Annotated in this window: 18 protein-coding genes; 12 read left to right on the top strand and 6 right to left on the bottom strand. The window is 45.7% G+C overall.

Annotated elements, in window-relative coordinates; genetic code table 11:
• Positions 1-13: 13 nt before the first annotated feature.
• On the bottom strand, positions 14-1,045 hold the full coding sequence (locus tag NYE72_RS29305) for a hypothetical protein (RefSeq protein ID WP_038573745.1): 1,032 nt from the start codon (positions 1,043-1,045) through the stop codon (positions 14-16).
• A 477-nt stretch (positions 1,046-1,522) separates the two neighbouring features.
• Entirely contained in the window at positions 1,523-2,536 is a 1,014-nt protein-coding gene (locus tag NYE72_RS29300) for an LLM class flavin-dependent oxidoreductase (RefSeq protein WP_080742657.1), read from the bottom strand.
• Between the two features lie 258 nt (positions 2,537-2,794).
• Between NYE72_RS29300 and NYE72_RS29295 the strand changes: the two genes are divergently transcribed.
• The 5 genes from NYE72_RS29295 to pgmB all read left to right on the top strand — a co-directional run bounded on the left by NYE72_RS29295 (position 2,795) and on the right by pgmB (position 10,961).
• Positions 2,795-3,799: a LacI family DNA-binding transcriptional regulator gene (locus NYE72_RS29295; RefSeq protein ID WP_036682112.1), complete on the top strand. Its 1,005-nt coding sequence runs from the start codon at positions 2,795-2,797 to the stop codon at positions 3,797-3,799.
• A 335-nt stretch (positions 3,800-4,134) separates the two neighbouring features.
• Entirely contained in the window at positions 4,135-5,556 is a 1,422-nt protein-coding gene (locus NYE72_RS29290) for an ABC transporter substrate-binding protein (protein WP_036682109.1), read from the top strand.
• Positions 5,557-5,729: 173 nt separating this feature from the next.
• Positions 5,730-6,818, top strand: coding sequence for a sugar ABC transporter permease (locus tag NYE72_RS29285; protein ID WP_036682450.1), 1,089 nt, complete (start codon positions 5,730-5,732; stop codon positions 6,816-6,818).
• Complete coding sequence (locus tag NYE72_RS29280) at positions 6,818-7,909, top strand: carbohydrate ABC transporter permease (protein WP_038573741.1); 1,092 nt, start codon at positions 6,818-6,820, stop codon at positions 7,907-7,909. The genes NYE72_RS29285 and NYE72_RS29280 overlap by 1 nt, the downstream gene beginning before the upstream one ends.
• Before the next feature lie 46 nt (positions 7,910-7,955).
• Positions 7,956-10,961 carry a beta-phosphoglucomutase gene (pgmB, locus tag NYE72_RS29275; RefSeq protein ID WP_081390279.1) on the top strand — a complete coding sequence of 1,002 codons (3,006 nt, stop codon included), beginning with the start codon at positions 7,956-7,958 and terminating at the stop codon, positions 10,959-10,961.
• Positions 10,962-11,012: 51 nt separating this feature from the next.
• On the opposite strand, the gene NYE72_RS29270 is transcribed toward pgmB, so the two are convergent.
• Genes NYE72_RS29270 through NYE72_RS29260 form a run of 3 tightly spaced genes read right to left on the bottom strand, consistent with a single transcriptional unit; the run spans position 11,013 to position 14,365 of the window.
• Complete coding sequence (locus tag NYE72_RS29270; protein ID WP_038573737.1) at positions 11,013-12,404, bottom strand: aldehyde dehydrogenase; 1,392 nt, start codon at positions 12,402-12,404, stop codon at positions 11,013-11,015.
• Between the two features lie 42 nt (positions 12,405-12,446).
• On the bottom strand, positions 12,447-13,421 hold the full coding sequence (locus tag NYE72_RS29265; RefSeq protein ID WP_036682100.1) for an aldo/keto reductase: 975 nt from the start codon (positions 13,419-13,421) through the stop codon (positions 12,447-12,449).
• A gap of 35 nt (positions 13,422-13,456) precedes the next feature.
• On the bottom strand, positions 13,457-14,365 hold the full coding sequence (locus NYE72_RS29260; protein WP_305953605.1) for a LysR family transcriptional regulator: 909 nt from the start codon (positions 14,363-14,365) through the stop codon (positions 13,457-13,459).
• 61 nt (positions 14,366-14,426) lie between these two features.
• Here NYE72_RS29260 and NYE72_RS29255 point away from each other — a divergent pair, with 61 nt between their 5' ends.
• Complete coding sequence (locus NYE72_RS29255) at positions 14,427-15,314, top strand: DMT family transporter (RefSeq protein ID WP_076140666.1); 888 nt, start codon at positions 14,427-14,429, stop codon at positions 15,312-15,314.
• Between the two features lie 91 nt (positions 15,315-15,405).
• Here the strand turns inward: NYE72_RS29255 and NYE72_RS29250 are convergent, their stop codons facing one another.
• The gene (locus NYE72_RS29250; RefSeq protein WP_076140668.1) at positions 15,406-16,506 is read right to left on the bottom strand and encodes an FUSC family protein; all 1,101 of its coding nucleotides are present in this window, start codon (positions 16,504-16,506) and stop codon (positions 15,406-15,408) included.
• 309 nt (positions 16,507-16,815) lie between these two features.
• On the opposite strand from NYE72_RS29250, the gene NYE72_RS29245 reads away from it, so the two are divergent.
• The 6 genes from NYE72_RS29245 (at position 16,816) to NYE72_RS29220 (ending at position 22,834) form a co-directional block, all read left to right on the top strand.
• A complete protein-coding gene (locus NYE72_RS29245) occupies positions 16,816-17,925 on the top strand; it encodes an ABC transporter ATP-binding protein (protein ID WP_036682445.1) in 1,110 nt (369 codons plus the stop codon).
• Positions 17,915-18,727: an ABC transporter permease gene (locus tag NYE72_RS29240; protein ID WP_036682096.1), complete on the top strand. Its 813-nt coding sequence runs from the start codon at positions 17,915-17,917 to the stop codon at positions 18,725-18,727. Before NYE72_RS29245 ends, NYE72_RS29240 begins: the two co-directional genes overlap by 11 nt.
• A complete protein-coding gene (locus NYE72_RS29235; protein ID WP_036682094.1) occupies positions 18,717-19,550 on the top strand; it encodes an ABC transporter permease in 834 nt (277 codons plus the stop codon). Before NYE72_RS29240 ends, NYE72_RS29235 begins: the two co-directional genes overlap by 11 nt.
• On the top strand, positions 19,547-20,620 hold the full coding sequence (locus tag NYE72_RS29230) for an ABC transporter substrate-binding protein (RefSeq protein WP_076105064.1): 1,074 nt from the start codon (positions 19,547-19,549) through the stop codon (positions 20,618-20,620). The genes NYE72_RS29235 and NYE72_RS29230 overlap by 4 nt, the downstream gene beginning before the upstream one ends.
• Before the next feature lie 175 nt (positions 20,621-20,795).
• Positions 20,796-21,470 carry a response regulator transcription factor gene (locus NYE72_RS29225; protein WP_076140670.1) on the top strand — a complete coding sequence of 225 codons (675 nt, stop codon included), beginning with the start codon at positions 20,796-20,798 and terminating at the stop codon, positions 21,468-21,470.
• Positions 21,467-22,834 carry a HAMP domain-containing sensor histidine kinase gene (locus tag NYE72_RS29220; protein ID WP_036682088.1) on the top strand — a complete coding sequence of 456 codons (1,368 nt, stop codon included), beginning with the start codon at positions 21,467-21,469 and terminating at the stop codon, positions 22,832-22,834. Before NYE72_RS29225 ends, NYE72_RS29220 begins: the two co-directional genes overlap by 4 nt.
• The last annotated feature ends 153 nt before the right edge of the window (positions 22,835-22,987 follow it).

Here is a 22,987-nt window from a genome sequence, read left to right as displayed (position 1 = left end):
CTGCAAAATGTGGTTATTTCTTCGATTTCAATCTGCGCATGATAATCACGCTGAGTACCGCAATGGCTAAGCTGGCAAGAATCAAGTTATACCAAGGCTCAGCGGTATTCGGAAGCTTGTTGCCAACCTCTGGTGCCCCCAGTGGAAGCTCATCATCAGGCAAGGCGATTTCATTGCTTGGCTGCGGTGTTGCGCTGGTAGTTTGGCTGCCAGCACTTGGTGATGCTGTTGGCTCATTATCGCCTCCACCCAGTGGGATCGGTGCTTCAGTAACACTAATTTCATCTACTACTGTTGAAGCTGTAGGTGTTGGCGATGGTGTTGGTGTCGTTGATTGCCCTGGTGTGGCGACTGCCGTTGCAGTTGGTGAAGCGGTAGTTGTCGGTGAATCTGTCGGTGTCGTGGTTGGTGATGCTGTTGCTGTCGGCGAAGCTTCAGGTGTAGCTGTAGCCGTGGCAGTAGGTGTCGAAGTTGGCTCTATTGTAGGCGTAGTAGTCGCTGTCGGTGTTGGCTCAGGTGTAGGCTGAGCTGTGGCCGTTGCTGTCGGTGAAGGACTAGGTTCAGCGGATGGCTCCGGTCCTCCAGAAGCGGAGAACTCAAAGGCTACAGTTGTGGTTTTACCTTGATATTCGTTCCCTGCTTCCCACGGGAAAATTACATCCATTTGGATTACACTTTGTTCTCCCCCGGCAAGTGAACCGATGGTAACTCTTCCGGCAGCCTCGCTCATCACCCCTGAATAGATGATTACTCCCTCTTTTTCGAGTGTCATTTGGAGAATATCGTATAATTCTGCGTCTCCAGAGATGAATTTGAAGTCCACATAGTAATTAAAGCCCTCACTACCTGCATTAATAATTGTGTATTCTGAGTTCGTTTCATCACCAGGCTGCATATTGTTCATGGTGGTTGTGCTCGTCGTATGCGAATTCACCGTAAGCTTAATGGTATCTTGCGCACTAACTCCGCCAGCATGCCAGATGACTCCTGCTAGAATAGTCAGGATATAAGCAGCTATGAAAGCCGAGCGATATTTCTTCTTCACTTTACTCGCTCCTTTCTCCTGAACCCCATATTAAATTTTGTAGACATCATTTGCGGGTTTCCGGCAAATTCTTCTTTTCTAATCGTATTTTCCATCAAACATTGTCGAAATAAGTAGTATCTCACAGAACCACTTTTTTGTGCGCATGCAGGAATCTCCGTGAAAGCGGAAGGAGAGGATAGAGATCTACCGTCAATTCGTTCGTTATAGCGAATAACTAAAGTATAATCAAAATAATATCTAAACAAAAATGGGATATTAGAAGAAAATTCATCATATTTGATCAAATATCAGTTATATTAATGGATTTACAGCAGTTTTCTCTATTTAACTCTTTATTTTTATATAATTCATTGTTTTAATTGTGTTTTATTGAGAACGATTATGAATGCAAAATAAAAAGGCAAGACATACATCTGGAATAGGGCTCAAACCCCGATACCAGACCTATCGTCTTGCCTTAATTATGATGATAAATTAGATTTCCTTCATAGCTTCGGCTACAATCTCATAAGAGCGTAGACGAGCGTTATGATCATAAATTCCACCAGAAACAATCAATTCATCGGCCTGTGTCTCTTGCAGAATTTCTTGAAGCCGTTCTTTAATTGCTGCTTTATCACCAGCGAAAGAGTAACGCTGCTTCTCAAGCATGGCTGCTTTTTCTTGCATCGTCCATAGCCCCTCCATACTATCAACCGGTGGTTGTAACTTCCCCGTACGTCCGCGGATGATATTAAGGAATTGCTGCTGCTGCGAGGTAGCCAGTCGTCTTGCCTCATTCACAGTATCGGCCGCTGTAATGCCAACTCCGACCATCACATAAGGCTTGTCTAGTGCTGCTGAAGGACGGAAATTGCTATGATAGATGTGTAAGGCCTGTAGTAAATACTCTGGTGCGAAATGGCTGGCGAAAGCAAAAGGTAAACCTAGTTTTCCTGCCAGCTGAGCACTAAAACCGCTGGAGCCCAGCAGCCAGATGGGGATATTCAAGCCTTCACCGGGAACCGCACGAACTCCGGCCGGTCGTGATCCTGCACCTGCAGGATCGAAGTAGGCTCTGAGCTCACTTAACTGCTCGGGGAAGTCACTGCCGTCGCTTCCGAGACCACGGCGTAGCGCACGGGAAGCCGGTTGATCCGATCCCGGGGCTCTGCCCAGTCCTAAATCAATCCGTCCTGGATATAGGGATTCGAGGGTCCCGAATTGTTCAGCAATGACAAGTGGTGCGTGGTTGGACAACATGATGCCTCCAGAGCCTACGCGTATGCTTTTTGTGCCGCCAGCAATGTGGCCAATTAAGAGTGAGGTAGCAGAACTGGCAACACCAATCATGTTGTGATGCTCAGCAAACCAATACCGGTGATAGCCCCATTCCTCAGCATGTTGAGCTAAAGCTAAAGAGTTATGAAAAGAGTCTGCCGCTGTGCCACCCTCCACAATAGAGGCTAAGTCCAGTACGGAGAATCGAATATCGCGCTGTTGCTTCAATGTAATCCCTCCTATAATAAACGCTCAGATAGTCTAGAGCAGTATTTGTAGCTGCGAATAATGCTACTCGCCTAGTATACCATGTAATAAAACTATATACACACTTTAAGTAAGTTATACGCACTTTGTAATGATTAGATAAGGAATAAGTATGTCTTTTAAATAAAATGTAAGCGCTTTAAAAAATCTGTTGTTATTTCTTAACGGGCTTGCTATAATCACATCGAAAAGTTACCTGAAAAAAAGGAAGTTATCGTTATGAAGCCAACCATAAGAGATGTTGCCAGAATGGCGGAGGTGTCGATCAGCACCGTATCGCGTGTTATGAATGCACCGAATACGGTCGTAGAGAGCAAACGGAATCGAGTGATGGAGGCTGTAGAACGTTTGCAATATCAACCAAATGCGTTTGCACGGGGCCTGATCTACAAGAAGTCTTTTACACTGGGCCTGCTGATTCCGGATATTGAGAACCTGTATTTCGCAGGGGTTATTCGGGGAATGCAGGATGCATGCATCAAGCTTGGATACAGTTTAATGATCTGCAATACGGACCGCGACAAAGAACGGATGTTGTCTTACATTGATAACTTCCATGAGAAGCAGGTGGATGGGATCGTGTTCGCCAGTGATGTCCTTTATCCTGAGACACATGACAAATTAGTCGGTTGTAGAATTCCTTTTGTGTTGGTATCCTCGCATTCTGATGAGTACGACATTCCATCTGTGGAGGTAGATGATGAACAGGCGGCTTACGATGCTGTAAAGTTTCTGATTGATTTAGGGCATAAGGACATTGGCATGATTGGTTTTAACCATGATAACTCCGTATCCGGCCCGCCTCGTTATGAGGGTTTTGTAAGAGCGTTAACAGAGTTTGGACTACAACAGAATATTGTGAAGAGCAAGTATGCCAATCACCGGTTCGAACACGCTTATCAAGCGGCGCATGAGTTGTTTACTGATTATCCCGAGCTGACTGCCGTTTTCTGTGTTGCTGACGAATTTGCAATGGGGACGATTTCTTATCTGAAGGATCGTAATATTCTAGTTCCGGGGCAGGTATCTGTGATTGGATTTGATAATTTGCGAATGTCGAGTATGTTCATTCCAAAGCTGACCACAATTGCACAGCCGATTTATGAGTTAGGTTATCGGGCGGCGGAGATGCTGCATGAATTGCTCACAACAGGTGGTGTCCAGGTATTGAATGAAAAGATGGAGCATAAGCTGATTGTGCGGGAATCCACGCGGGAAAAATAAAGGCCCTTTATTTTTGTGACCTTCTTCTGAAAAGCTTTTCAGAGCTATGTATCGGTCTTAATTAAAATTTAAATGTTAGGATAGAAAATAGTATGAATTCTTATGAAAAACATCTCATTTTCCGATTGGAAACGGTTACTAATTATGATAATATAAAAAATGTAAGCGCTATTATTAAATTACATTTGTGATGGAGTTTGATTTTAGGATATTTACCTGTCTTCTGAAAAGCTTTGCAAGGAGGTGATCTGCTACAAGCTGCTAATACATGCCAGGGTGCCCGGATGATTGAATAAGATGTTATCTCTATAACCATTAAAGGGGATGTACAAAAGATGAAGAAGATCTCAGGACGTAAAAAGTCGTTGGCTTTAGTACTGTGTTTATCCTTCACAATGACGCTGAGCGCATGCGGCGGAGGCAACAATAATGCGGCGCCTACAGATCCACCGGCGGCAACAGTCAGCCCAACAGCAGATAACACCGAGAAAGCGACAAACACACCTAGTGCAGAACCTTCGGGTTCCCCGTTAGATTTAGCGATGAAAGGTGAATATAAAGGGACTAAAGTAACAATGTTTGGCCCCTTCGTAGATGCTGACCAAGTGAAATTTGAGAGCAGCATTAAAGAATTTGAAGAGAAGACAGGGATCGATATTCAATACGAGGGCTCCAAGGAGTTCGAAGCTACAATAAATATTCGTGTGGACGGCGGTAATGCTCCTGATATCGCTGACTTCCCGCAGCCGGGACTGCTGGCGTCGATTGCTAAGACGGGCAAGGTTATCGATTTGACCAGCGTGCTGGATCAAGATAAATTGACGGCTAATTACAACAAGAGCTGGCTCGATATGTCTACGATGGACGGAAAAGACGGGAAGATCATGGCGGGGATTTGGAACCGCAGTAATGTAAAAAGCTTGGTATGGTATCCAAAGAAACAATTTGATGATGCAGGCTACAAGGTTCCTGAAACTTGGGATGAGCTGATGGCGCTGACGGAACAAATTGCTAAGGATGGCGATCCTGCCTGGGCTATTGGCATTGAGAGCGGTGCTGCAACGGGTTGGCCAGCAACAGACTGGGTCGAAAATATAATGCTTCGTACGACTACGCCTGAGAACTACGATAAATGGGTAAAAGGTGAACTGCCATTTACTTCACCTGAAGTAAAAAATGCTGTTGAAATCATGTCTAAAATTTGGCTCAACAAGGATTATGTTTACGGTGGCGCTAAGTCCATCGTGACGACATCCTTCGGGGATGCCCCAGCGCCAATGTTCACTGATCCGCCTAAAGCCTGGTTTAATATGCTTGGTAACTTTATTACAAGCTTCTTCCCTGAAACGGCAAAGGTTGATCAGGATTATGATTGGTTCTACTTGCCACCAATTGATGCGCAATATGGTAAACCAGTGCTGGTTGCAGGTGATATTTACGCTATGTTCAACGATCGTCCAGAGGTTCGTGCAGTCATGGAGTTCTTCACCACTGGAGAGTCGATTAAGAGCTGGGTACAATCTGGCGGCGTAATTGCTCCTATGAATGATGCTTCCCTTGATTGGTATACCTCTGAATCCGATCGCCGGATGGCGAAGTTGGTTCAAGATGCTTCCACACTGCGTTTTGATGGCTCTGATTTGATGCCAGGTAAAGTGGGTGCAGGAACCTTCTGGAAAGGGATGACCGACTATGTGAGCGGTACAGCGACACTGGATCAAGCCTTGGAACAAATCCAGTCCGGCTGGAACAACTAACCTAATATTTAAAGCGCACAGTAAAAAGAGGGGCAGTGGGAAAAGAGGATTGTCTGCCCCTCTTTTTGTTTTCTAACTAGTGAGTTCGATGCTTATGATAAGAGTTTTGCTCCGCAAAACTTATAGGAGGAGCTGGAGCTAATATGGGTGCACAATCACAGCCACAGCCACAAATGCCAACACAACCACAAGCTAGGCCAACCGTCAGCCTGAAGGCGGTAATGCTGTCCCTAGTAGTGTTGTTAGCGAATATTGTTGTTAACGGCGCAATCTTTTTATTCTTCCGGGATTCCACATTAAATCCGCTGCTAACAGCGGTTCTGGCTGTCCTCTGGGGAGTTCTAGGTGTTTATCTGATTTACTATACGCTGACTTGGGCGGTTGAGCAGTACCCTGATCATATCCGGCGAAAGGTGCTGCCTTATATCTTTATTGGTCCGGCAGTGATTATTCTGGGCTGGTTACTGGTTCTGCCTGCACTACGAACATTATATTTGAGCTTTTTTAATGCTTCTTCAGAAAAATTTGTGGGCCTGAGCAATTATGCAGCGATCTTTAGCGATCATCTGATGGCAACGGCATTGCGTAACAATTTACTTTGGGTATTCGTCGGTACGCTGGCCTGTGTAGCATTTGGGCTCTTAATTGCTATTCTTGCCGATCGCAGCAGCTATGAGAAAATTGCCAAATCGATCATCTTTATGCCGATGGCGATTTCCTTTGTAGCGGCAGGAGTCATTTGGAAATTCGTATATTACTATCAACCGGGCGACGAACAAATCGGGCTGTTGAACGCAATCGTTACTTATTTTGGGGGAGAACCCCAAGCCTGGACGAGTATGCTTCAGCCGTGGAATAACTTTTTCCTCATTATCATTTTGATCTGGATGCAGACTGGATTTGCAATGGTGATTTTCTCGGCAGCAATCAAAGGGGTTCCTGACGACATTTTGGAAGCTGCACGAGTGGATGGAGCAAATGAGGTGAAGATTTTCTTTGGAATCATGATTCCATATATTTCATCAACCATTCTGACAGTGACAACGACCATTATCGTCTTTACGTTGAAAATATTTGACGTCGTCATGGTGATGACAGGAGGTCAATACGATACAGAGGTTGTTGCTACACAGTTCTACCGGCAATTCTTTATGTACCGTAATTTCGGCTACGGCTCCACGCTGGCTATTGTTCTACTGATCGCGGTGCTGCCTGTAATCATAATCAATCTACGTCAGTTCCGTAAGCAGGGGGGATTCTAATGGCTGGCAAAAAGAAGAGAAAAGGCAGCAAAACGATTGTAAATATCGTGCTGGGTGTGATCTGTTTTATTTGGCTGCTTCCGACTCTTGGGCTATTTATTTCCTCCTTCCGTCCGGCTGCTGACATTTTGCAGACTGGATGGTGGAAAGCTTTTCCCCATCAGGAGTGGAAGGCTGGAGAGACGATTCAGCTATCCAAGGACGTGGATCTTCGGGAGCCAATTGAGGTGAACGGTAAAACTTATACAGATGATGAGCTGAAGGCTGGCGTGAAGGCTGATGGCAGCCGGCTTATGTGGGAGAATCGTAGAGCACGTACCGTAAATGAACAGATACAAGGTTGGAAGATGACACCGGATCTCACGCTGGATAACTATAATAATGTGCTTTCCGGTAAGGAATACAAGCTGAAACAGGCTGATGGCAGTGAAACGGTGCAAAAAGGCTCCGGATTGTCACAGGCCTTCTGGAATACGCTAACGATCGCTGTTCCAGCAACGGTTATTCCGGTGTTGATCGCTTCTTTTGCTGCATATGCTTTTGCCTGGTTGCGGTTTCCTGGGCGCAAAATCCTTTTTGTCATCATTATTGCAATGCTCGTCATTCCAATACAGGTTGCGCTTATTCCAGTGCTTAAGGATTATACCGCACTTGGGCTAAACGGAAGTTATCTGGGAATTTGGCTGGCGCATACGGCTTTTGGATTACCGCTGGTTACGTACTTTATGTACAACTTTATCAGTCAATTGCCTAAGGATTTGTTCGAATCGGCTTTCATGGATGGGGCAAGTCATTTCACTATATTCAGCAGGCTAATTCTGCCTCTATCAGTGCCAGCACTGGCTTCTATCGGGATCTTCCAATTCCTATGGGTGTGGAATGACTATTTAGTCTCATTGATTTTTATCGGCAATCAACCGTCTGTGCAAGTTATGTCGATGAAAATTGCCGATTTAGTAGGCTCACGAGGCAACGATTGGCATTTACTTACTTCGGCTGCATTTATCTCCATGCTGATGCCGCTCGCTATTTTTTTCCTGCTGCAAAAGTATTTCGTCAGAGGGCTTATGGGTGGGTCGGTGAAAGGTTAATGATTTAGAACCCGAATGAAACTGTGATCAGGGGGAGCTTAGAGAGATGAAGATGAAACCATACGTACATCCTGCGGCGGTATATCCTTACCGGGAGTGGAGTCTTGATGAGGAAGCTTATAGTGAAGAGAACAATCAAAGAAGCGAGAGTATTTTTGCTCTTGGCAATGGATATATTGGCATGCGCGGTAATTTCGAAGAAGGTTACCACGGCAGCTCAGGCTCGTCTGTAACAGGCAATTATTTGAATGGTTTTTTTGATTCGGAGCCCATTGTATATCCAGAAGGAGCCTACGGATATCCATCCCGCAATCAAGCGATGCTGAACGTAACAGATGCCAAGATTATTGAACTGAGTATTGAAGGGCAGACCTTTCAGTTAAACAGTGGGCAAGTGCACCATTATGAACGAAAGCTGGATATGCGAAGCGGGGTTCTGCATCGGCAGGTAGATTGGGAATCTCCAGCTGGTCACCGGGTACACCTTCATATCCGGCGGATGGTGACTTTGCAGCACAAACATCTGGCGGCGATAGATTATGAGGTTAAAGCGCTGAATTTCAGCGGAGTGCTTACCTTCACTTCATCCATCGACGGCAAGATCCAAAAACCTAAGGTAACGGATGATCCCAGATTGGGCTCGGGAGGCAAGGAGCCCAGTCTGCTCCTGGAGGATACCGGTCATGAACCGGGACAGTCCTTCTTATGGATGAAGCAGCGGACGCGGCATACCCAGTTTGCCTTATTAACCGGGGTAAGTCATAAGCTCGATTCAAGATCTGAGGATAAAAGGACCGTGCAGCATGAGGGGCAGAAATTATCCATGCAGTTTGTCGTCCCGGTGGAGCGTGGGGAAAGCGTCTCACTAACCAAATATATCTCTTACCATACCTCTAAAGATTATCCGGAAGACGAACTACTCAGTAGAAGTACTGAAATATTACACTTAGCAGACCATAGCGGGTTTGAAGCGCTTGCCCAGGAACAGCAGGCTTATCTGGATCGATACTGGGCACATACGGATGTGGAGATTCATGGTGATCTTGCGCTTCAGCAGGGGATTCGCTTTAATGCTTTTCAACTGCTTCAATCCGTAGGCCGTGACGGGGTTACGAATATTGGGGCCAAGGGATTAACGGGTGAAGGATACGAAGGGCACTATTTCTGGGATACCGAGATGTATATGCTGCCCTTCTTTACGTTCACACAGCCGGAGATTAGCCGAAAGCTGCTCGAATTTCGTTATGCCACGTTAGACAAAGCACGGGAGCGTGCAGCGGTAATGTCGCAGAAGGGTGCCTTGTTCCCTTGGCGGACTATAGACGGGGCAGAGAACTCTGCGTATTTCCCGGCAGGCACGGCGCAAATGCATATTAATGCGGATATTGCGTATGCCATCAAGCAGTATGTACTGGCTACCGGAGATTATGATTTTTTGGTTACGAAGGGAGCGGAAATTTTATTCGAAACTTCCCGCTTTTGGTTGGACTTGGGGTACTTTAATCCGGCTAGGGGCGGTGCCTTTTGTATTGATGCAGTAACCGGTCCTGATGAATATACAGCTATTGTCAACAATAATGCATACACCAACTTTATGGTCCAGGATCAGCTTTATTATGCACACGAGATGGCAGGGATATTGTCTAAGCAGTATCCTGAGCATTTCGAACGTCTGAAGCAAAAAATCGGTCTGACTGGGCATGAGACATTAGTGTGGCTGGAAGCGGCGGACAAAATGTTTATCCCCTTTGATGAGGGGCTTGGCATTTATGCTCAAGACGACACGTTTCTCTCCAAGAAAAAATGGGATTTCGAGCATACACCAGCCGATAAATATCCGCTGCTGCTCAACTACCATCCGTTGGTAATTTACCGGCATCAGGTGTTGAAACAGGCGGACTTGGTAATGGCGATGTTTCTGCTGGGTGACCAATTCAGCTTGGCGGATAAGATCCGGAATTATAATTATTATGAGCCGCTGACGACGCATGATTCTTCATTGTCACCGTGCATTCACAGTATAATATCTGCTGAGATTGGTGATTTGACGGGAGCCTATTCCTATTTTGACCGCACGGTACGGATGGACTTGGATGACATCAACCGCAACGTCAAGGATGGGCTGCATACTGCTGCTATGGCAGGCTCCTGGCTGTCGATTGTGAATGGTTTTGGTGGCATGCGCTTATGCGGCGGGATGTTATCATTTAATCCTAGTGTGCCAGCGCAGTGGGAGAGCTATCGGTTTAAAATAACAAGTGCTGGACAGCTATTGGATATTTTTGTGAGTGATACAGAAGTGATCTATACGCTGCTGGAGGGCGAAGAGCTTGAGATTATGCATAAGGGAAACCTTATACAGTTGTCTGCGCAGAAGCCGCTGAGGCTTTCGAATGTGAAGCAGCTTGAAGCTGTTATTTTCGAGCTGGACGGGATAATTACTGATACTGGAGAGTATCATTATGAGGCTTGGAAGGATCTGGCGGATGAGCTTGCACTTTCTTTTGATCGAGAGAAGCATAAGAGTCTCAAGGGCCTAAGTCGAATGGAATCTTTAGAAGTCATTCTGGAGAGTAGTGGACTGAATTTGCCGCAACCGGTAAAGGGAATGCTCTGCAACAAAAAGAACGAGAAGTACAGACAGCTTGTTCAGCAAATGACGCCTGCTGAGCTGTATCCGGGTATCCACAGCGTGTTGTCCGATTTACAGCAAAGAGGGATCGCTATCGGACTGGCCTCAGTTAATGAGAATGCGCTGCTGATTCTCGAACGCTTGCAGATCGGGCATTGGTTTCAGGCGGTGGCTGACCCTGGCAACTTGCGTAGAAGCAAGCCAGATCCAGAGATTCACTTGCAGGTTGCAGAGATGCTGGGCATATCCCCAGACTGCTGCGTGGCGATTGAGGATACCGAGGAGGGAATAGCCGCAATTAATGCTGCTGGTATGAAGTCAGTGGGAGCTGGAGTGGCGCTCGTGACCGAGACAGCGGATCTATGTCTGGCTTCCACCGCTGAGATAAGTGTTGAGAAATTGTTAGAGCTGTTTGCGTAGTTACCCTGATAAGCAGCAAACCTCCCGATCATGGGAGGTTTGCTGCTTTGTTTATTTCATTACTTTTCGAACCAGCTTCACTTTATTGCCATAAGGAGGATACACGATTCCGAGGTCGATCCGTGTGCCTCGCTTGACGATGCTTTTACGATGGGAGAAGACCTCAAAGCTATACTTCCCGTGATAACCCCCGATTCCGGAGTTTCCTACTCCACCAAACGGAAGATAAGTGCTCGCCACATGTGAGATCGTATCATTGATACAGCCTCCCCCGAATGAGACCCGGGACAGCACCTCTTGTTCTACACTCTTATCCTCCGTGAATAGGTATAGTGCCAGTGGCTTTGGGTGTTCATTAATGCTCTGAATGGCCTCATCCAATTGATGATATTCTAATATAGGTAGAATCGGACCGAAGATCTCATCTTCCATAGCAGCATCCGTCCAAGTAGCAGGATAGATTAGAGTTGGCTCAATATAACGTTCTTCTGGTACGATGGTGCCGCCCATAATCAACTTGTTTTGATCACGCGCAATGAGGTCGGCAAGTCTTTGCAGCTGGCGATCATTCACGATCCGGCCGTAATCTGTATTAGGCTGTGCATCCTGACCGTAGAACTCAGTGATGTGATGTTTGATTTTGGTGATCAATTCTTTGGCAATATCCTTATGGACCAACAGATAATCCGGTGCGATACAGGTTTGGCCCGCGTTCAGCAGCTTGCCCCAGACAATCCGTTTCGCTGCAACATCAAGATTAGCGGTCTTATCAACAATAACCGGACTTTTCCCGCCAAGCTCCAAGGTTACAGGCACTAAATTTTTCGCTGCCGCTTCCATTACGATTTTGCCGACAGGCACACTGCCCGTAAAGAAAATATAATCAAATTTGGCGTGGATCAGTAAATTAGTGGTCTCTTTTTCACCCTGAATTACGCGGATATACTGCGGCTCGAAGGTCTCCTGAATAAGCTGCTCAACCACGGACGAGATGGCAGGTGTGCTCTCAGATGGCTTGAGGACAGCGCAGTTACCAGCGGCAATGGCGCCGATCAGGGGCTCAATTAGCAACTGAAATGGATAATTAAACGGGCCAATAATGAGCGTTGTGCCGTAAGGCTCACTTAAAATATAACTTTTTGCAGGAAATAAGTGCAGCGGGGATCGAACCTTTTTAGGCTTCGCCCAACGCTTGAGATGTTTCATCATGTAGCCGATACTGTCCAGCGTAAAGCCGATTTCTGTGGCATAGGCTTCGAACTCACCTTTTCCTAAATCCTGTTGTAGTGCGGTGATGATTCGTCCTTCGTATTGTTTAATAATATTCTTAAGCTTGAGCAGCTGCTGGAGACGAAAAGAAACCTCCTTAGTTACGCCGCTATTAAAAAAATCCTTATGCTCTTCAAGCATCCCTTGAATGCTGTCAGCTGTATAGGTTGTCATTAATCTTTCCTCCATCCTTGTAAGAAGTTAGAGCACGAGACTCTATGGGAGTCGGTAAAAGGCGAACGGCTCGCCATACCGGAAGGAATCGCTGGCTTCCTCCAGCTTGGCCGAAGTTTCTTCATTAAGTACAAGCGAGGTACTAAGCAAATTTTGTTCCAGCTGTTCCACACGTGTAGCCCCGACAATAACCGTCGAGACGGCAGGCCGATTCATAAGCCAAGCTAAGGAGAGCGCAGTAGATGAGGTTTCCATTTTCTCAGCAATTTGGCTCACTTGGCTTCCGAGCTTGATCCGGTCATCATCAAGGAATCTTTTGAAATTAGGATCGGTATCTGCTCTGGACCCTGATGGGGCTGAATCGCTTGTATTATATTTGCCTGTGAGAATTCCGCCAGCTAGTGGAAAGTAAGGAATGATCCCTACCCCTTGATCCAGGCAGAGCGAAAGAAGCTCATTCTCCGGTGTCCGGTCTGCTAAGGAGTAGCTGCACTGAATTGAAATGTACTTGGTGAAGTTGCGTGCTTCACTAATCCCAATCGCCTTCATTAATTGCCATGCTGTATAGTTGGAGGCCCCGATATAACGGATTTTGCCCGAGGATACCATATCGTCCAAGGTTCGTAAGGTTTCTTCAAGCGGCGTATAGGGATCAAAGGTATGAATCTGGTACAGATCGATATAGTCCGTCTTTAGGCGGCGAAGGCTATCTTCAAGCTCCTGCAGCAAATGGCGACGGGAGGAGCCGCTGCCGTTGGGACCCTCATTTTTAACTAAACCTGCTTTAGTTGCGAGAACAGCCTCCTGTCTCCTACCTTCCAAGGCCAGACCAATGATTCGCTCGGATTCTGAGCCAGCGTAAATATTAGCAGTGTCTATGAAATTAATTCCATGATCAAGCGCAGCATGTACAATCTGAATGGAGGTCTCTTGATCCGCACGTTTGCCGAAAGCGTTCGTTCCCAGTCCTAATGCGGATACCTGTAATCCGCTATTTCCTAGTCTTTTAAAGTTCATCCTCAGCACTCCTTATCATCTATTCATTAATCCATTTATTTTTGAGTGAAAAGATCCAGCGCTGTCTCAATGAAGAGCTTTACAGCAATTGAAGTGTCGGCAAGCGAGCTGACCGCAATTTGGATATCTCTATAAGCATCCGGCTGCAGCTCACGGGTAACCACATTTGGAGGCAGAGATAACAAGGACAGTTCAGACATCACGCCGATTGCCAGCCCCTCCTGAACCATATTAAGAGCTGTTGCAAAGTTATTAACCACATATTTTACATTCAGATGGCTATTACTTCTGCGGAATAGCTCTACAACAGGCGGTTCATATCCTGCTTTGCAAATCAACATGGGCTCGTTCGCTAATTCCTGCACACATACAATGGATCGCTTTTGCAGGGGATGGTCATCTCTAAAAACGGCAAACAATTTCTCTCTATATAATGGAATGGTTTCGAATTCTGCACTGGGAGCGAGCAATAAGCCAACATCAATTTCTTTTGAATCCAGCCATTCTCTGACTTCAGCGATAGAGCCCTCCTGTAGGCTAATCGTAATGTTTGGATATCTTCTAGTGATAGAGCTAATAATCTTCGGTAGAAAATGAGCAGATGCCACAGGAAAAGCCCCAATGCGGATACTCCCTTTTTCAAGACCTCTCTCTGCATAAATCTCCTGATTGACCTTATCAAAGCCCATTAGAATTTCACGGAAAATAACAAGAATACGTTTGCCGATATCCGTAAGCATCAGGCCATTACGCCGGTCTCGAAGCAAGAGCTTCACGTCTAATTCGGCTTCGAGGGACGAGATCGCCCGGCTGACCGCAGGCTGGGTCATATTCAGTTCTACACCAGCTTTAGTAAAGCTGCCGCTTTCGGCGATTTTGACGAATAAACGAATTTGAGTATTGTTCATAACAAATATGATATGCCCCTTATGATTATTATTCATTTCATTTATGCTCTTGTTTATTGTATCATTTGTGATGAATCTACACCAAGGAAGTGAACAAATGAATCAGCAGAAGAAAAGTATGATCCTTCTTATTTTTTTGGTGATTGTATGGGGCATTAATTGGCCTATATCCAAAATCGCCTTAGACTACGCTCCACCTCTATTATTTGCAGGTATTCGAACCGTCGTAGGCGGTATTATTCTGATTCTAATTGCACTGCCCAAGGTGAAGGAGCTTCGCTTCAAGCAGCTCTGGCCGATCTATCTGATCTCGGCGGTCCTTAGTATTGTGTTTTATTATGGATTTCAGACGATTGGCTTGCAGTATGTTCCGGCGGGATTGTTCTCATCGATTGTATTTTTGCAGCCTGTATTGCTAGGGATTTTTTCTTGGCTGTGGTTAGGTGAGAGCATGTACGGGCTTAAAATGGCTGGTTTGCTGCTTGGTTTTCTCGGGGTAGCCTCTCTTAGTATCGGTGGAATTAATGGGAGTATCTCCATATGGGGAATTGTGCTGGCTCTAGCCAGTGCCTTAAGCTGGGCATTAGGAACAATATATATGAAACGGAATGCTGTACGTGTGGATATGCTGTGGATGACGGCTATGCAAATCACGATTGGTGGCATCATTCTGCTACTTTCGGGATCAGCTACGGAGAAATGGTCGGATATCACCTGGAGTGGAACCTTTATTGTGGATACCTTGTTTATCGCAATTTTTGTCATTGCTCTGGGCTGGCTAATCTATTTCAAGCTGATTAACGAAGGAGAAGCAGGAAAAGTAGGTTCATTCACCTTCTTAATCCCCCTGATCTCGATAGCTACCAGCGTAGTTTTTTTGAAAGAACAGATTACCATAAACCTTGTGATTGGATTATTACTGATTGTTAGCAGTATTGTTCTGGTAAATGTGAAGATAGGGCGTGCCGCCAAACAATCAGTCTAGTTAAATTTGTTGGATGGTTGTAGTAACCAATCGAGCAAAAGGGCATTATGTCTAATAGGGATTGAACATAAAAAAAAGGACACTCCCAAGCTTAGAGCTTCTGGGAGAGTCCTTTTTTAATTAAGCGTATAGCGCGTGTGATTTCAGCTGTTGAAGGCCGAGCTGCAACTACGTAAGTAGCAGAACTAGCACGTTCCACTTCTTCGAGTACCCGGTTTAAGTGACTGAAGAGCGCACCTAGATCACGAACGGAAGTCAGTGAGCACCGTCCTTGCAGTTCAGAGAAGCTGGCCGCCTGCAAGTCGCGGGCACGATGCAGACAATCTGTAAGTGAACGTTGGCATTCAACCTTGGATAAGGTCTTCGTACCATAAACAGCTATACAATCGGCTGTTGCCTCCAGCACTTCCAGCATCCAGTCAGAATTGGCATGATGTGCTGGCAGCAAGCAAATATCGTCGGAAATTTCTTTAACATAGGAATGAATGGTCTTTAGATGTGCTGTGGCTTGTATAAGTCCCTTTAGATCACCACGACACTGATAATGAGCAATGGTGTAGAACATTTCCTTCTGTTGTTGATTGCTGGCAGACAGCAGTTTACCTGCTTGCTCCAGCATATTATTATCCTTTGAAGAGTCTCGTCTTATGCCTACGAGGCCTTTTAATGCTTCCGAAAGTAGAAGGCTTCCATCGAGTGCCAATGCTTTTACCTTGACGAACCTGTTTGGTGGAACGATAATCATATTGATGATCAAGGCAATGAGCACACCAATAAAGGTTTCGGCGACTCTCCAAAGCACGTAATCATTGTGATAAAAGGTAAGGGCCAGAACCGAGGTCACCCCGACCTGCGAAACCGCTTGGATATTCATCCGACAGGCAGTGGCAATCCCAATCCCGATGAGCAGAATTAGCAGAATGGAAAATGCACCTACATCGAAGAATTGGCCTACAATCAGGCTGACGATTCCGCCGATAATAATGCCGATCAGGCGGTAGATTCCTTTTTCAAGTGAAGCCTTCACACTGGCTTGAGTAATAAGAATGGCTGCAAGCGGTGCAAAGTATAAATATTGGTCACCATATAAACTGTGTACGGCTACCCAGGATAGTGATGCGGCAAGCGTAATTCGTATCATGTAAAGTGAGAATCCATATTTTTCAAGGCGGTCTAGTAACCCCTCGTTCATTATCATTCATCTTCTTTCGCAAAAATAAGAAAACCACACTGGCTTTTCAGTTCGTTTTCATTATAGCACCTCAAAAAGGGCATGGAAGACTGGACTTTTTACAAACTTGTTAAGTTTATGCTTAGCATTTAACAATGTAAGCTATCGCATATAATGGTACAATCTAATATGCTATATCTATTGGAGCGTCGAAGGAGAGGGGAAATTGTCGCTTATTAGCGCTGAGCATACCCATTTCGATTGTTCTCCGCAAGATGCGGGTAAAATAGTATTGTATTACTAAGGTAAGGGAGGTTGTTAGCTATAGCTATTCAGGAAGGTACCATCATTTCATTTGAAGAAGTTACTAAGCAATATGACGACGAAGATCCGGTGTTAAAAGGAGTCAGCTTTGAGATAGAGCGCGGCAAATTCTATACACTACTTGGTCCATCTGGCTGTGGTAAAACAACTATTCTTCGATTGATCGCCGGGTTCGCTGAGCCAACGAGCGGTTCTATCTATTTAAATGGAAAAGTAATTAACCACATTCCCGCCAATGAGCGGCAGGTCAATACGGTATTTCAGGATTACGCATTGTTTCCGCACCTGAACGTATTCGAGAATGTGGCTTTCGGACTGCGCATTAAGAAGCTTAAGAAGGACGTAATCACGAAGAAGGTACAGGAAGCGCTAAGCTTCGTTAACCTTGTGGGTTATGAGCAGCGTGCGATTAACGAAATGTCCGGCGGTCAGCGCCAGCGGGTCGCCATTGCCCGGGCGATTGTGAATGAGCCACAGGTTCTATTGCTGGACGAGCCTCTATCGGCGCTAGACCTCAAGCTGCGCACGGAGATGCAGTACATACTGCGGGAAATGCAGCAGCGGCTAGGGATTACCTTTATTTTTGTAACCCATGACCAGGAAGAGGCACTCGCGATGTCCGACTGGATTTTTGTCATGAATAAAGGAAAAATCGAGCAAAGCGGCACTCCTAATGATATTTACGATGAGCCGATTAACCGTTTTGTGGCGGATTTTATTGGCGAATCGAACATTGTGCCGGGAGTTATGATCGAGGATTATCTGGTGGAGTTTAACGGCCGCCGCTTCGAATGTTTCGATGCCGGGCTGAAACCGAATGAATCCGTAGAGATTGTTATTCGTCCTGAGGATTTGGAAATTTCTACGCTGGAACAGGGTAAACTACGTGTGCGGGTTGATTCCCAGCTGTTCCGGGGCGTGCATTATGAAATCAGCTGTTATGATGAATCCGGGCATGAATGGCTTGTGCATTCTACACGTAAGGCGACTGTAGGCAGTGAAATTGGCCTTTATTTTGATCCGGAAGCGATCCATGTTATGCGTTTCGGTGAAACGGAGGAAGAATTCGACAGACGTCTGGAAGCTTATGGCGAGGTGGAGAGTCATGAAGAATAAGGGCAAATCGTACTATCTCATCCCTTATTACCTCTGGATCGCATTGTTTGTAATTGCACCGGTAGTGCTTGTCATCTACTATTCGTTATTTGATTTGGATGGCCATATTACTCTGGATAATTACGTCAGTTTCTTCACCCCTGTATATTTGAAAATGACGCTGACCTCGTTCTGGTACGCGTTTCTGATTACAGCATTCTCTTTGCTGGTTGCTTATCCGGCGGCTTATCTACTGACAAGAACCAAACATAAGCAGCTGTGGTTATTGCTGATTATTTTGCCGACATGGATTAATTTGCTGCTAAAAACCTACGCTTTTATAGGGATATTCGGTACATTTGGTCCGATCAATAATTTCTTTGATCTGCTTGGAATCGGAGAACAGCAAATTTTGTTTACGGGCTTCAGCTTTGTATTTGTATCTGTCTATATTTTTATCCCGTTTATGATCCTGCCGATATACAGCGCTTTGGAGGATTTGAATTTATCCTTGCTGGATGCGGCACGTGATTTGGGGGCTTCGGGCTGGACCACGTTCAGACGTGTTATTTTTCCGCTGACCATTTCGGGAGTACGCTCAGGCTGTATGGCAGTATTCATACCGGCGCTGTCCCTATTTATGATTACCCGTCTGATTGCAGGCAACAGGGTCATTACGCTGGGCACCGCAATTGAGCAGCATTTCCTGGTCACTCAGGACTGGGGCATGGGTTCTACAGTTGCAGTGTTTCTGATTGCCATCATGGCGCTGTTTATGATTATCACAGGCGGATCGCGGAAAGGGGCGCGGAATGAGAAATAAAAATGGATTCTCTAACCTCTACCTAGTTCTGGTGTTCATTGTTCTGTATGCACCTATCTTCTATTTAATGTACTATTCGTTCAACAGTGGGGGGACGATGCATAAGTTCGAGGGCTTTACGCTGGATTACTACCGTGAGGTAGTCCAAGATAAGCGCCTGATCATCATCGTAATCAATACGCTTGTGATCGCGCTGCTATCCTCGGCTATTGCGACCCTTATCGCTATTATTGGTGCGCTGGCCATTAAAAGTGTGCAGAATCGCCGCGCTAAGAACACCTTGCTGTCTCTGAATAACGTGCTGATCGTCAGTCCGGATGTCATTATTGGTGCTTCGTTCCTTATCCTGTTCACCATTGCTGGCATCAAGCTGGGCTTCGCGTCTGTTCTGCTCTCACACGTTGCATTCAGCGTACCGATTGCCGTATTGATGATTTTGCCGCATCTACAGGAAATGAGCCCTACATTGACGGATGCAGCCCGTGATCTTGGGGCAAGCCGTAAGGATGTGCTGACTAAAGTTATTTTGCCGATTATTAAACCAGGGATATTCAGCGGATTTTTTATGGCGCTTACGTATTCACTGGATGACTTTGCAGTTACATTCTTCGTAACAGGCAACGGTTATTCGACGTTATCGGTTGAGATATACTCTAGAGCTCGACAAGGGGTATCGCTATCGATTAATGCGCTGTCGACACTGATCTTCCTGTTCACCATTCTGCTTGTGGTTGGTTATTACTTCCTGACCCTTAAGAAAAATCGTCATAACACAGCAGAAGCTGTGGCGGAGCCTGTTGCAGAAGCGGGGGTGCCTAGATGAAACAGCTGATAAATGCTTTTCTGGCGATCCTTATCACGGCATTTGCGCTTATATACTTGGGCTCTTGGATGAATTCGAGAGAGGGATATTCGGGTGGAAACACACTGACTATCTATAACTGGGGCGACTATGTTGATCCGGATCTATTGAAGGAATTTGAAAAAGAGACCGGCTTAACAGTCATTTATCAAACCTTCGATTCCAATGAAGCTATGTTGACCAAGGTTGAGCAGGGTGGAACTACCTTTGATGTTGTAATCCCTTCGGATTATGCCATTGCTAAGATGAAAGAAGAAGATCTGCTCATCCCGCTGGATCATAGCAAGATTTCAAATCTAAAGAATATTGATTCACGGTTTATGGACCTTTCGTTTGATCCAGACAACAAATATTCCGTGCCTTATTTCTGGGGGACCGTCGGGATTATTTTCAATCCGGAAATGACCAAGGGCATGGACTTCACCAGCTGGGATTCTCTCTGGGACAGCAGACTGCATAATAGCATCTTCCTGGTGGACGGAGCCCGTGAAGTGATGGGCATGGCTTTGAACAGCCTGCATTATTCTGTTAATGACAAGGATGAGGCGCATCTGCAGGAAGCACTGACCAAGCTCAACAAGTTGTCTCCTAACGTGAAGGCGATTGTCGGTGATGAGATCAAGATGCTGCTGGCAAATGAAGAAGCTGCGGTTGGGATTGTCTGGTCCGGCGATGCTTCCGAGATCATGGACGAGAATGATAAGCTGGATTATGTAGTACCGGAAGAAGGTTCGAATAAGTGGTTTGATAACATGGTTATCCCTCGGACAGCGAAAAACGTGGATGGAGCGCATCAGTTCATCAACTTCATGCTCCGCCCAGACGTTGCTGCTAAGAATGCAGAATATGTAGGTTATTCCACGCCTAACATTCCTGCGCTGGAGCTGCTTCCTGAGGAAACTTCTGAGGATACCCGTTTCTATCCACCTGCTGAAATTACGGACCGGCTTGAAGTATACGACAACCTTGGCAAACGGATGCTTGCTCATTATAATGAGCTGTTCCTAATGTTTAAGATGAATAAGAAGTAAGCTGACTAAAGCTAGAGCTAAAGCGAAACGACATTAAGAGCGTCTACATACGGGTAACCGTGTTAGACGCTCTTTTTCGGTTTGATCATCGTGTAGTCTCAAGACAACAGACAGTTTAGCCGAAAGTATAATATAGTATAATAGTAAGAATGGACAACAGGAAAAGAGGAAACGAATGCCTACTATACTGGTTGCTGACGACGATGCGAACATTCGCGAACTTGTCTGTTTATTTCTCCGCAACGACGGATTCGAAACAGTTGAAGCTGTGGATGGCAAGGAAGCGCTCGCCGTATATGCTGGAACACATGTCGATCTTGTCGTGCTGGATATTATGATGCCAAATATGGATGGTTGGATGCTTTGTAAGGAGCTCCGCAGAGCTAATCCTGATCTTCCATTACTTATATTGACTGCCAGAGGCGAAACCTGGGAGAAAGTGAAGGGTTTCGAATTAGGCACGGACGATTATTTAACTAAACCCTTCGATCCTTTGGAGCTGACGGTTCGTGTTAGGTCATTGCTGAAACGATATCGGATTGGCTCCACGCAGATGATCCAAATTGGCAATGTAATGCTTGATCGGCAGACCTATAAGGTGATGAGAGGCACGGATTCATTTGCCTTACCCCTCAAGGAGTTCGAATTGCTGTACAAGCTTGCTGGGACACCCGGACAAGTCTATACGCGCGAGCAGTTGATCGATCAAATTTGGGGAATTGATTATGCTGGAGATGATCGGACGATTGACGTGCATATTAAACGCCTGCGTGAACGGTTTGCGACTACCCCTGATTTTCGTATTGAGACGGTGCGTGGACTTGGCTACAGGCTTGAGGTGTACGAATGATTAGATCCATATATACACGCGTTGTACTGACCTTCCTAGCCTCCGTAATCGGGGGCACAATCATTGCTTTGTTTGTGGCAACTTGGGTATTCGAAGATAAACTGAACGAGAACACGCGAATTCCCTTATTGCATTTTGGACAGGATATTGTCAGGGTTTACGAGACCTTCCCATTTCGTGGAGCCAACTCTTTCGTAAGTGGAATGAAGCAGCTTGATTCCTACCACATCCGAATTTTCGATGAAGCGGGTAAATTCCAATCTTACGGAACGCTTAATGGGCACAAGCCGGTCCCTGTAACTATGGAAGAAATAAAAAAAGTTCTCGCAGGAGAAGTATATCAACCTCATAACAGGAATATTTCTGCGCTTCTCCTAGGCTTACAGCTGAGAACGGAAGACGGCACCAAAGCGATGTTTGTGGAGACGCTTAATCCCCCTTCCGTCACTGCCAGAAGGAACTTGGTATTAAATTTCTTGCTCTATTCATTGATAGCTGGAAGCCTCTTGATTCTGGTAGCTGCAATGTTCTTAGTCAGACCGATCAAGAAGCTAACCAAAGCGACCAGACGGATAGCAGCTGGTGATTTTAACGTCGAGCTGAATATTAAACAAACCGGTGAGCTAGGTACCTTGGCTCGCAGCTTTGAAGAAATGATGCACGATCTGCAGCAGCTTGAGCAGATGCGTAAGGAGTTTGTATCCAATGTGTCGCATGAGGTCCAGTCTCCGCTCACCTCAATATCTGGGTATGCGATTGCGCTCAAGCGAGTAGATCTTGCAGAACAAGAGCGAAATCGTTATCTGGATATTATTATCGCTGAAGCAGAGCGGATGTCTAAAATGAGTGACAGCCTGCTGAAGCTGAGTTTATTAGAATCGCAGTCCCAGCAGCTACGGCTAACTACATTCAATCTGGACGAACAGATAAGAAGAGTAATCGTAGCAATTCAGCCGCAATGGTCAGCTCGTAACATCAGCTTCGACCTTGATCTGAAGCCTATTATCCTACTGGCTGATTATGACCTGTTAAGTCAGGTATGGACCAATCTCCTTGGCAACAGCATCAAGTTTTCTAAGGATAACAGTGTAATTAACGTCAGCCTCAAACAAGATATCAACAACGTGACCGTTCGGATAACAGACACTGGCATCGGGATTTCACTTGAGGATCAGCAACGTATATTTGAACGGTTCTTTAAGGCTGATCGATCCCACAGTCGTAAATATGGTGGCAGCGGGATGGGACTTGCCATTGTTAAACAGATCGTAACGCTTCATAAAGGGGATATCCGCGTGGAAAGCGAACCCGGTCAAGGAACGACCATCGTTGTCACCCTGCCAATTATAGCGCCGACAGAGTAATTAGCTTCCAGGCGGTGCCTTGCGAGGGCTTGGATGCATCCCGTATTTTTCATTGCTACAGCAGTACTGGCAAGTTTTCTTGTCTTGTGCTGCCGTAGCATTTTTTTTACCTGTTCATTTTCAGTTCATATTGCCGTCATGAGGGGTACATCT

The organism is Paenibacillus sp. FSL L8-0333 (assembly GCF_037965665.1).
GTDB classification, from domain to species: domain Bacteria; phylum Bacillota; class Bacilli; order Paenibacillales; family Paenibacillaceae; genus Paenibacillus_AQ; species Paenibacillus_AQ odorifer.
This window is presented reverse-complemented; position numbering and strand designations above follow the sequence as displayed.

What these genes read in the sequence shown, in the direction of transcription:
- NYE72_RS29295 (WP_036682112.1), top strand. Translation starts at nt 2,795, where the DNA reads ATGAAGCCAACCATAAGAGATGTTGCCAGAATGGCGGAGGTGTCGATC.
- NYE72_RS29290 (WP_036682109.1), top strand. Translation starts at nt 4,135, where the DNA reads ATGAAGAAGATCTCAGGACGTAAAAAGTCGTTGGCTTTAGTACTGTGT.
- NYE72_RS29285 (WP_036682450.1), top strand. Translation starts at nt 5,730, where the DNA reads ATGCCAACACAACCACAAGCTAGGCCAACCGTCAGCCTGAAGGCGGTA.
- NYE72_RS29280 (WP_038573741.1), top strand. Translation starts at nt 6,818, where the DNA reads ATGGCTGGCAAAAAGAAGAGAAAAGGCAGCAAAACGATTGTAAATATC.
- pgmB (WP_081390279.1), top strand. Translation starts at nt 7,956, where the DNA reads ATGAAGATGAAACCATACGTACATCCTGCGGCGGTATATCCTTACCGG.
- NYE72_RS29270 (WP_038573737.1), bottom strand. Translation starts at nt 12,404, where the DNA reads ATGACAACCTATACAGCTGACAGCATTCAAGGGATGCTTGAAGAGCAT.
- NYE72_RS29265 (WP_036682100.1), bottom strand. Translation starts at nt 13,421, where the DNA reads ATGAACTTTAAAAGACTAGGAAATAGCGGATTACAGGTATCCGCATTA.
- NYE72_RS29260 (WP_305953605.1), bottom strand. Translation starts at nt 14,365, where the DNA reads ATGAATAATAATCATAAGGGGCATATCATATTTGTTATGAACAATACT.
- NYE72_RS29255 (WP_076140666.1), top strand. Translation starts at nt 14,427, where the DNA reads ATGAATCAGCAGAAGAAAAGTATGATCCTTCTTATTTTTTTGGTGATT.
- NYE72_RS29250 (WP_076140668.1), bottom strand. Translation starts at nt 16,506, where the DNA reads ATGAACGAGGGGTTACTAGACCGCCTTGAAAAATATGGATTCTCACTT.
- NYE72_RS29240 (WP_036682096.1), top strand. Translation starts at nt 17,915, where the DNA reads ATGAAGAATAAGGGCAAATCGTACTATCTCATCCCTTATTACCTCTGG.
- NYE72_RS29235 (WP_036682094.1), top strand. Translation starts at nt 18,717, where the DNA reads ATGAGAAATAAAAATGGATTCTCTAACCTCTACCTAGTTCTGGTGTTC.
- NYE72_RS29230 (WP_076105064.1), top strand. Translation starts at nt 19,547, where the DNA reads ATGAAACAGCTGATAAATGCTTTTCTGGCGATCCTTATCACGGCATTT.
- NYE72_RS29225 (WP_076140670.1), top strand. Translation starts at nt 20,796, where the DNA reads ATGCCTACTATACTGGTTGCTGACGACGATGCGAACATTCGCGAACTT.
- NYE72_RS29220 (WP_036682088.1), top strand. Translation starts at nt 21,467, where the DNA reads ATGATTAGATCCATATATACACGCGTTGTACTGACCTTCCTAGCCTCC.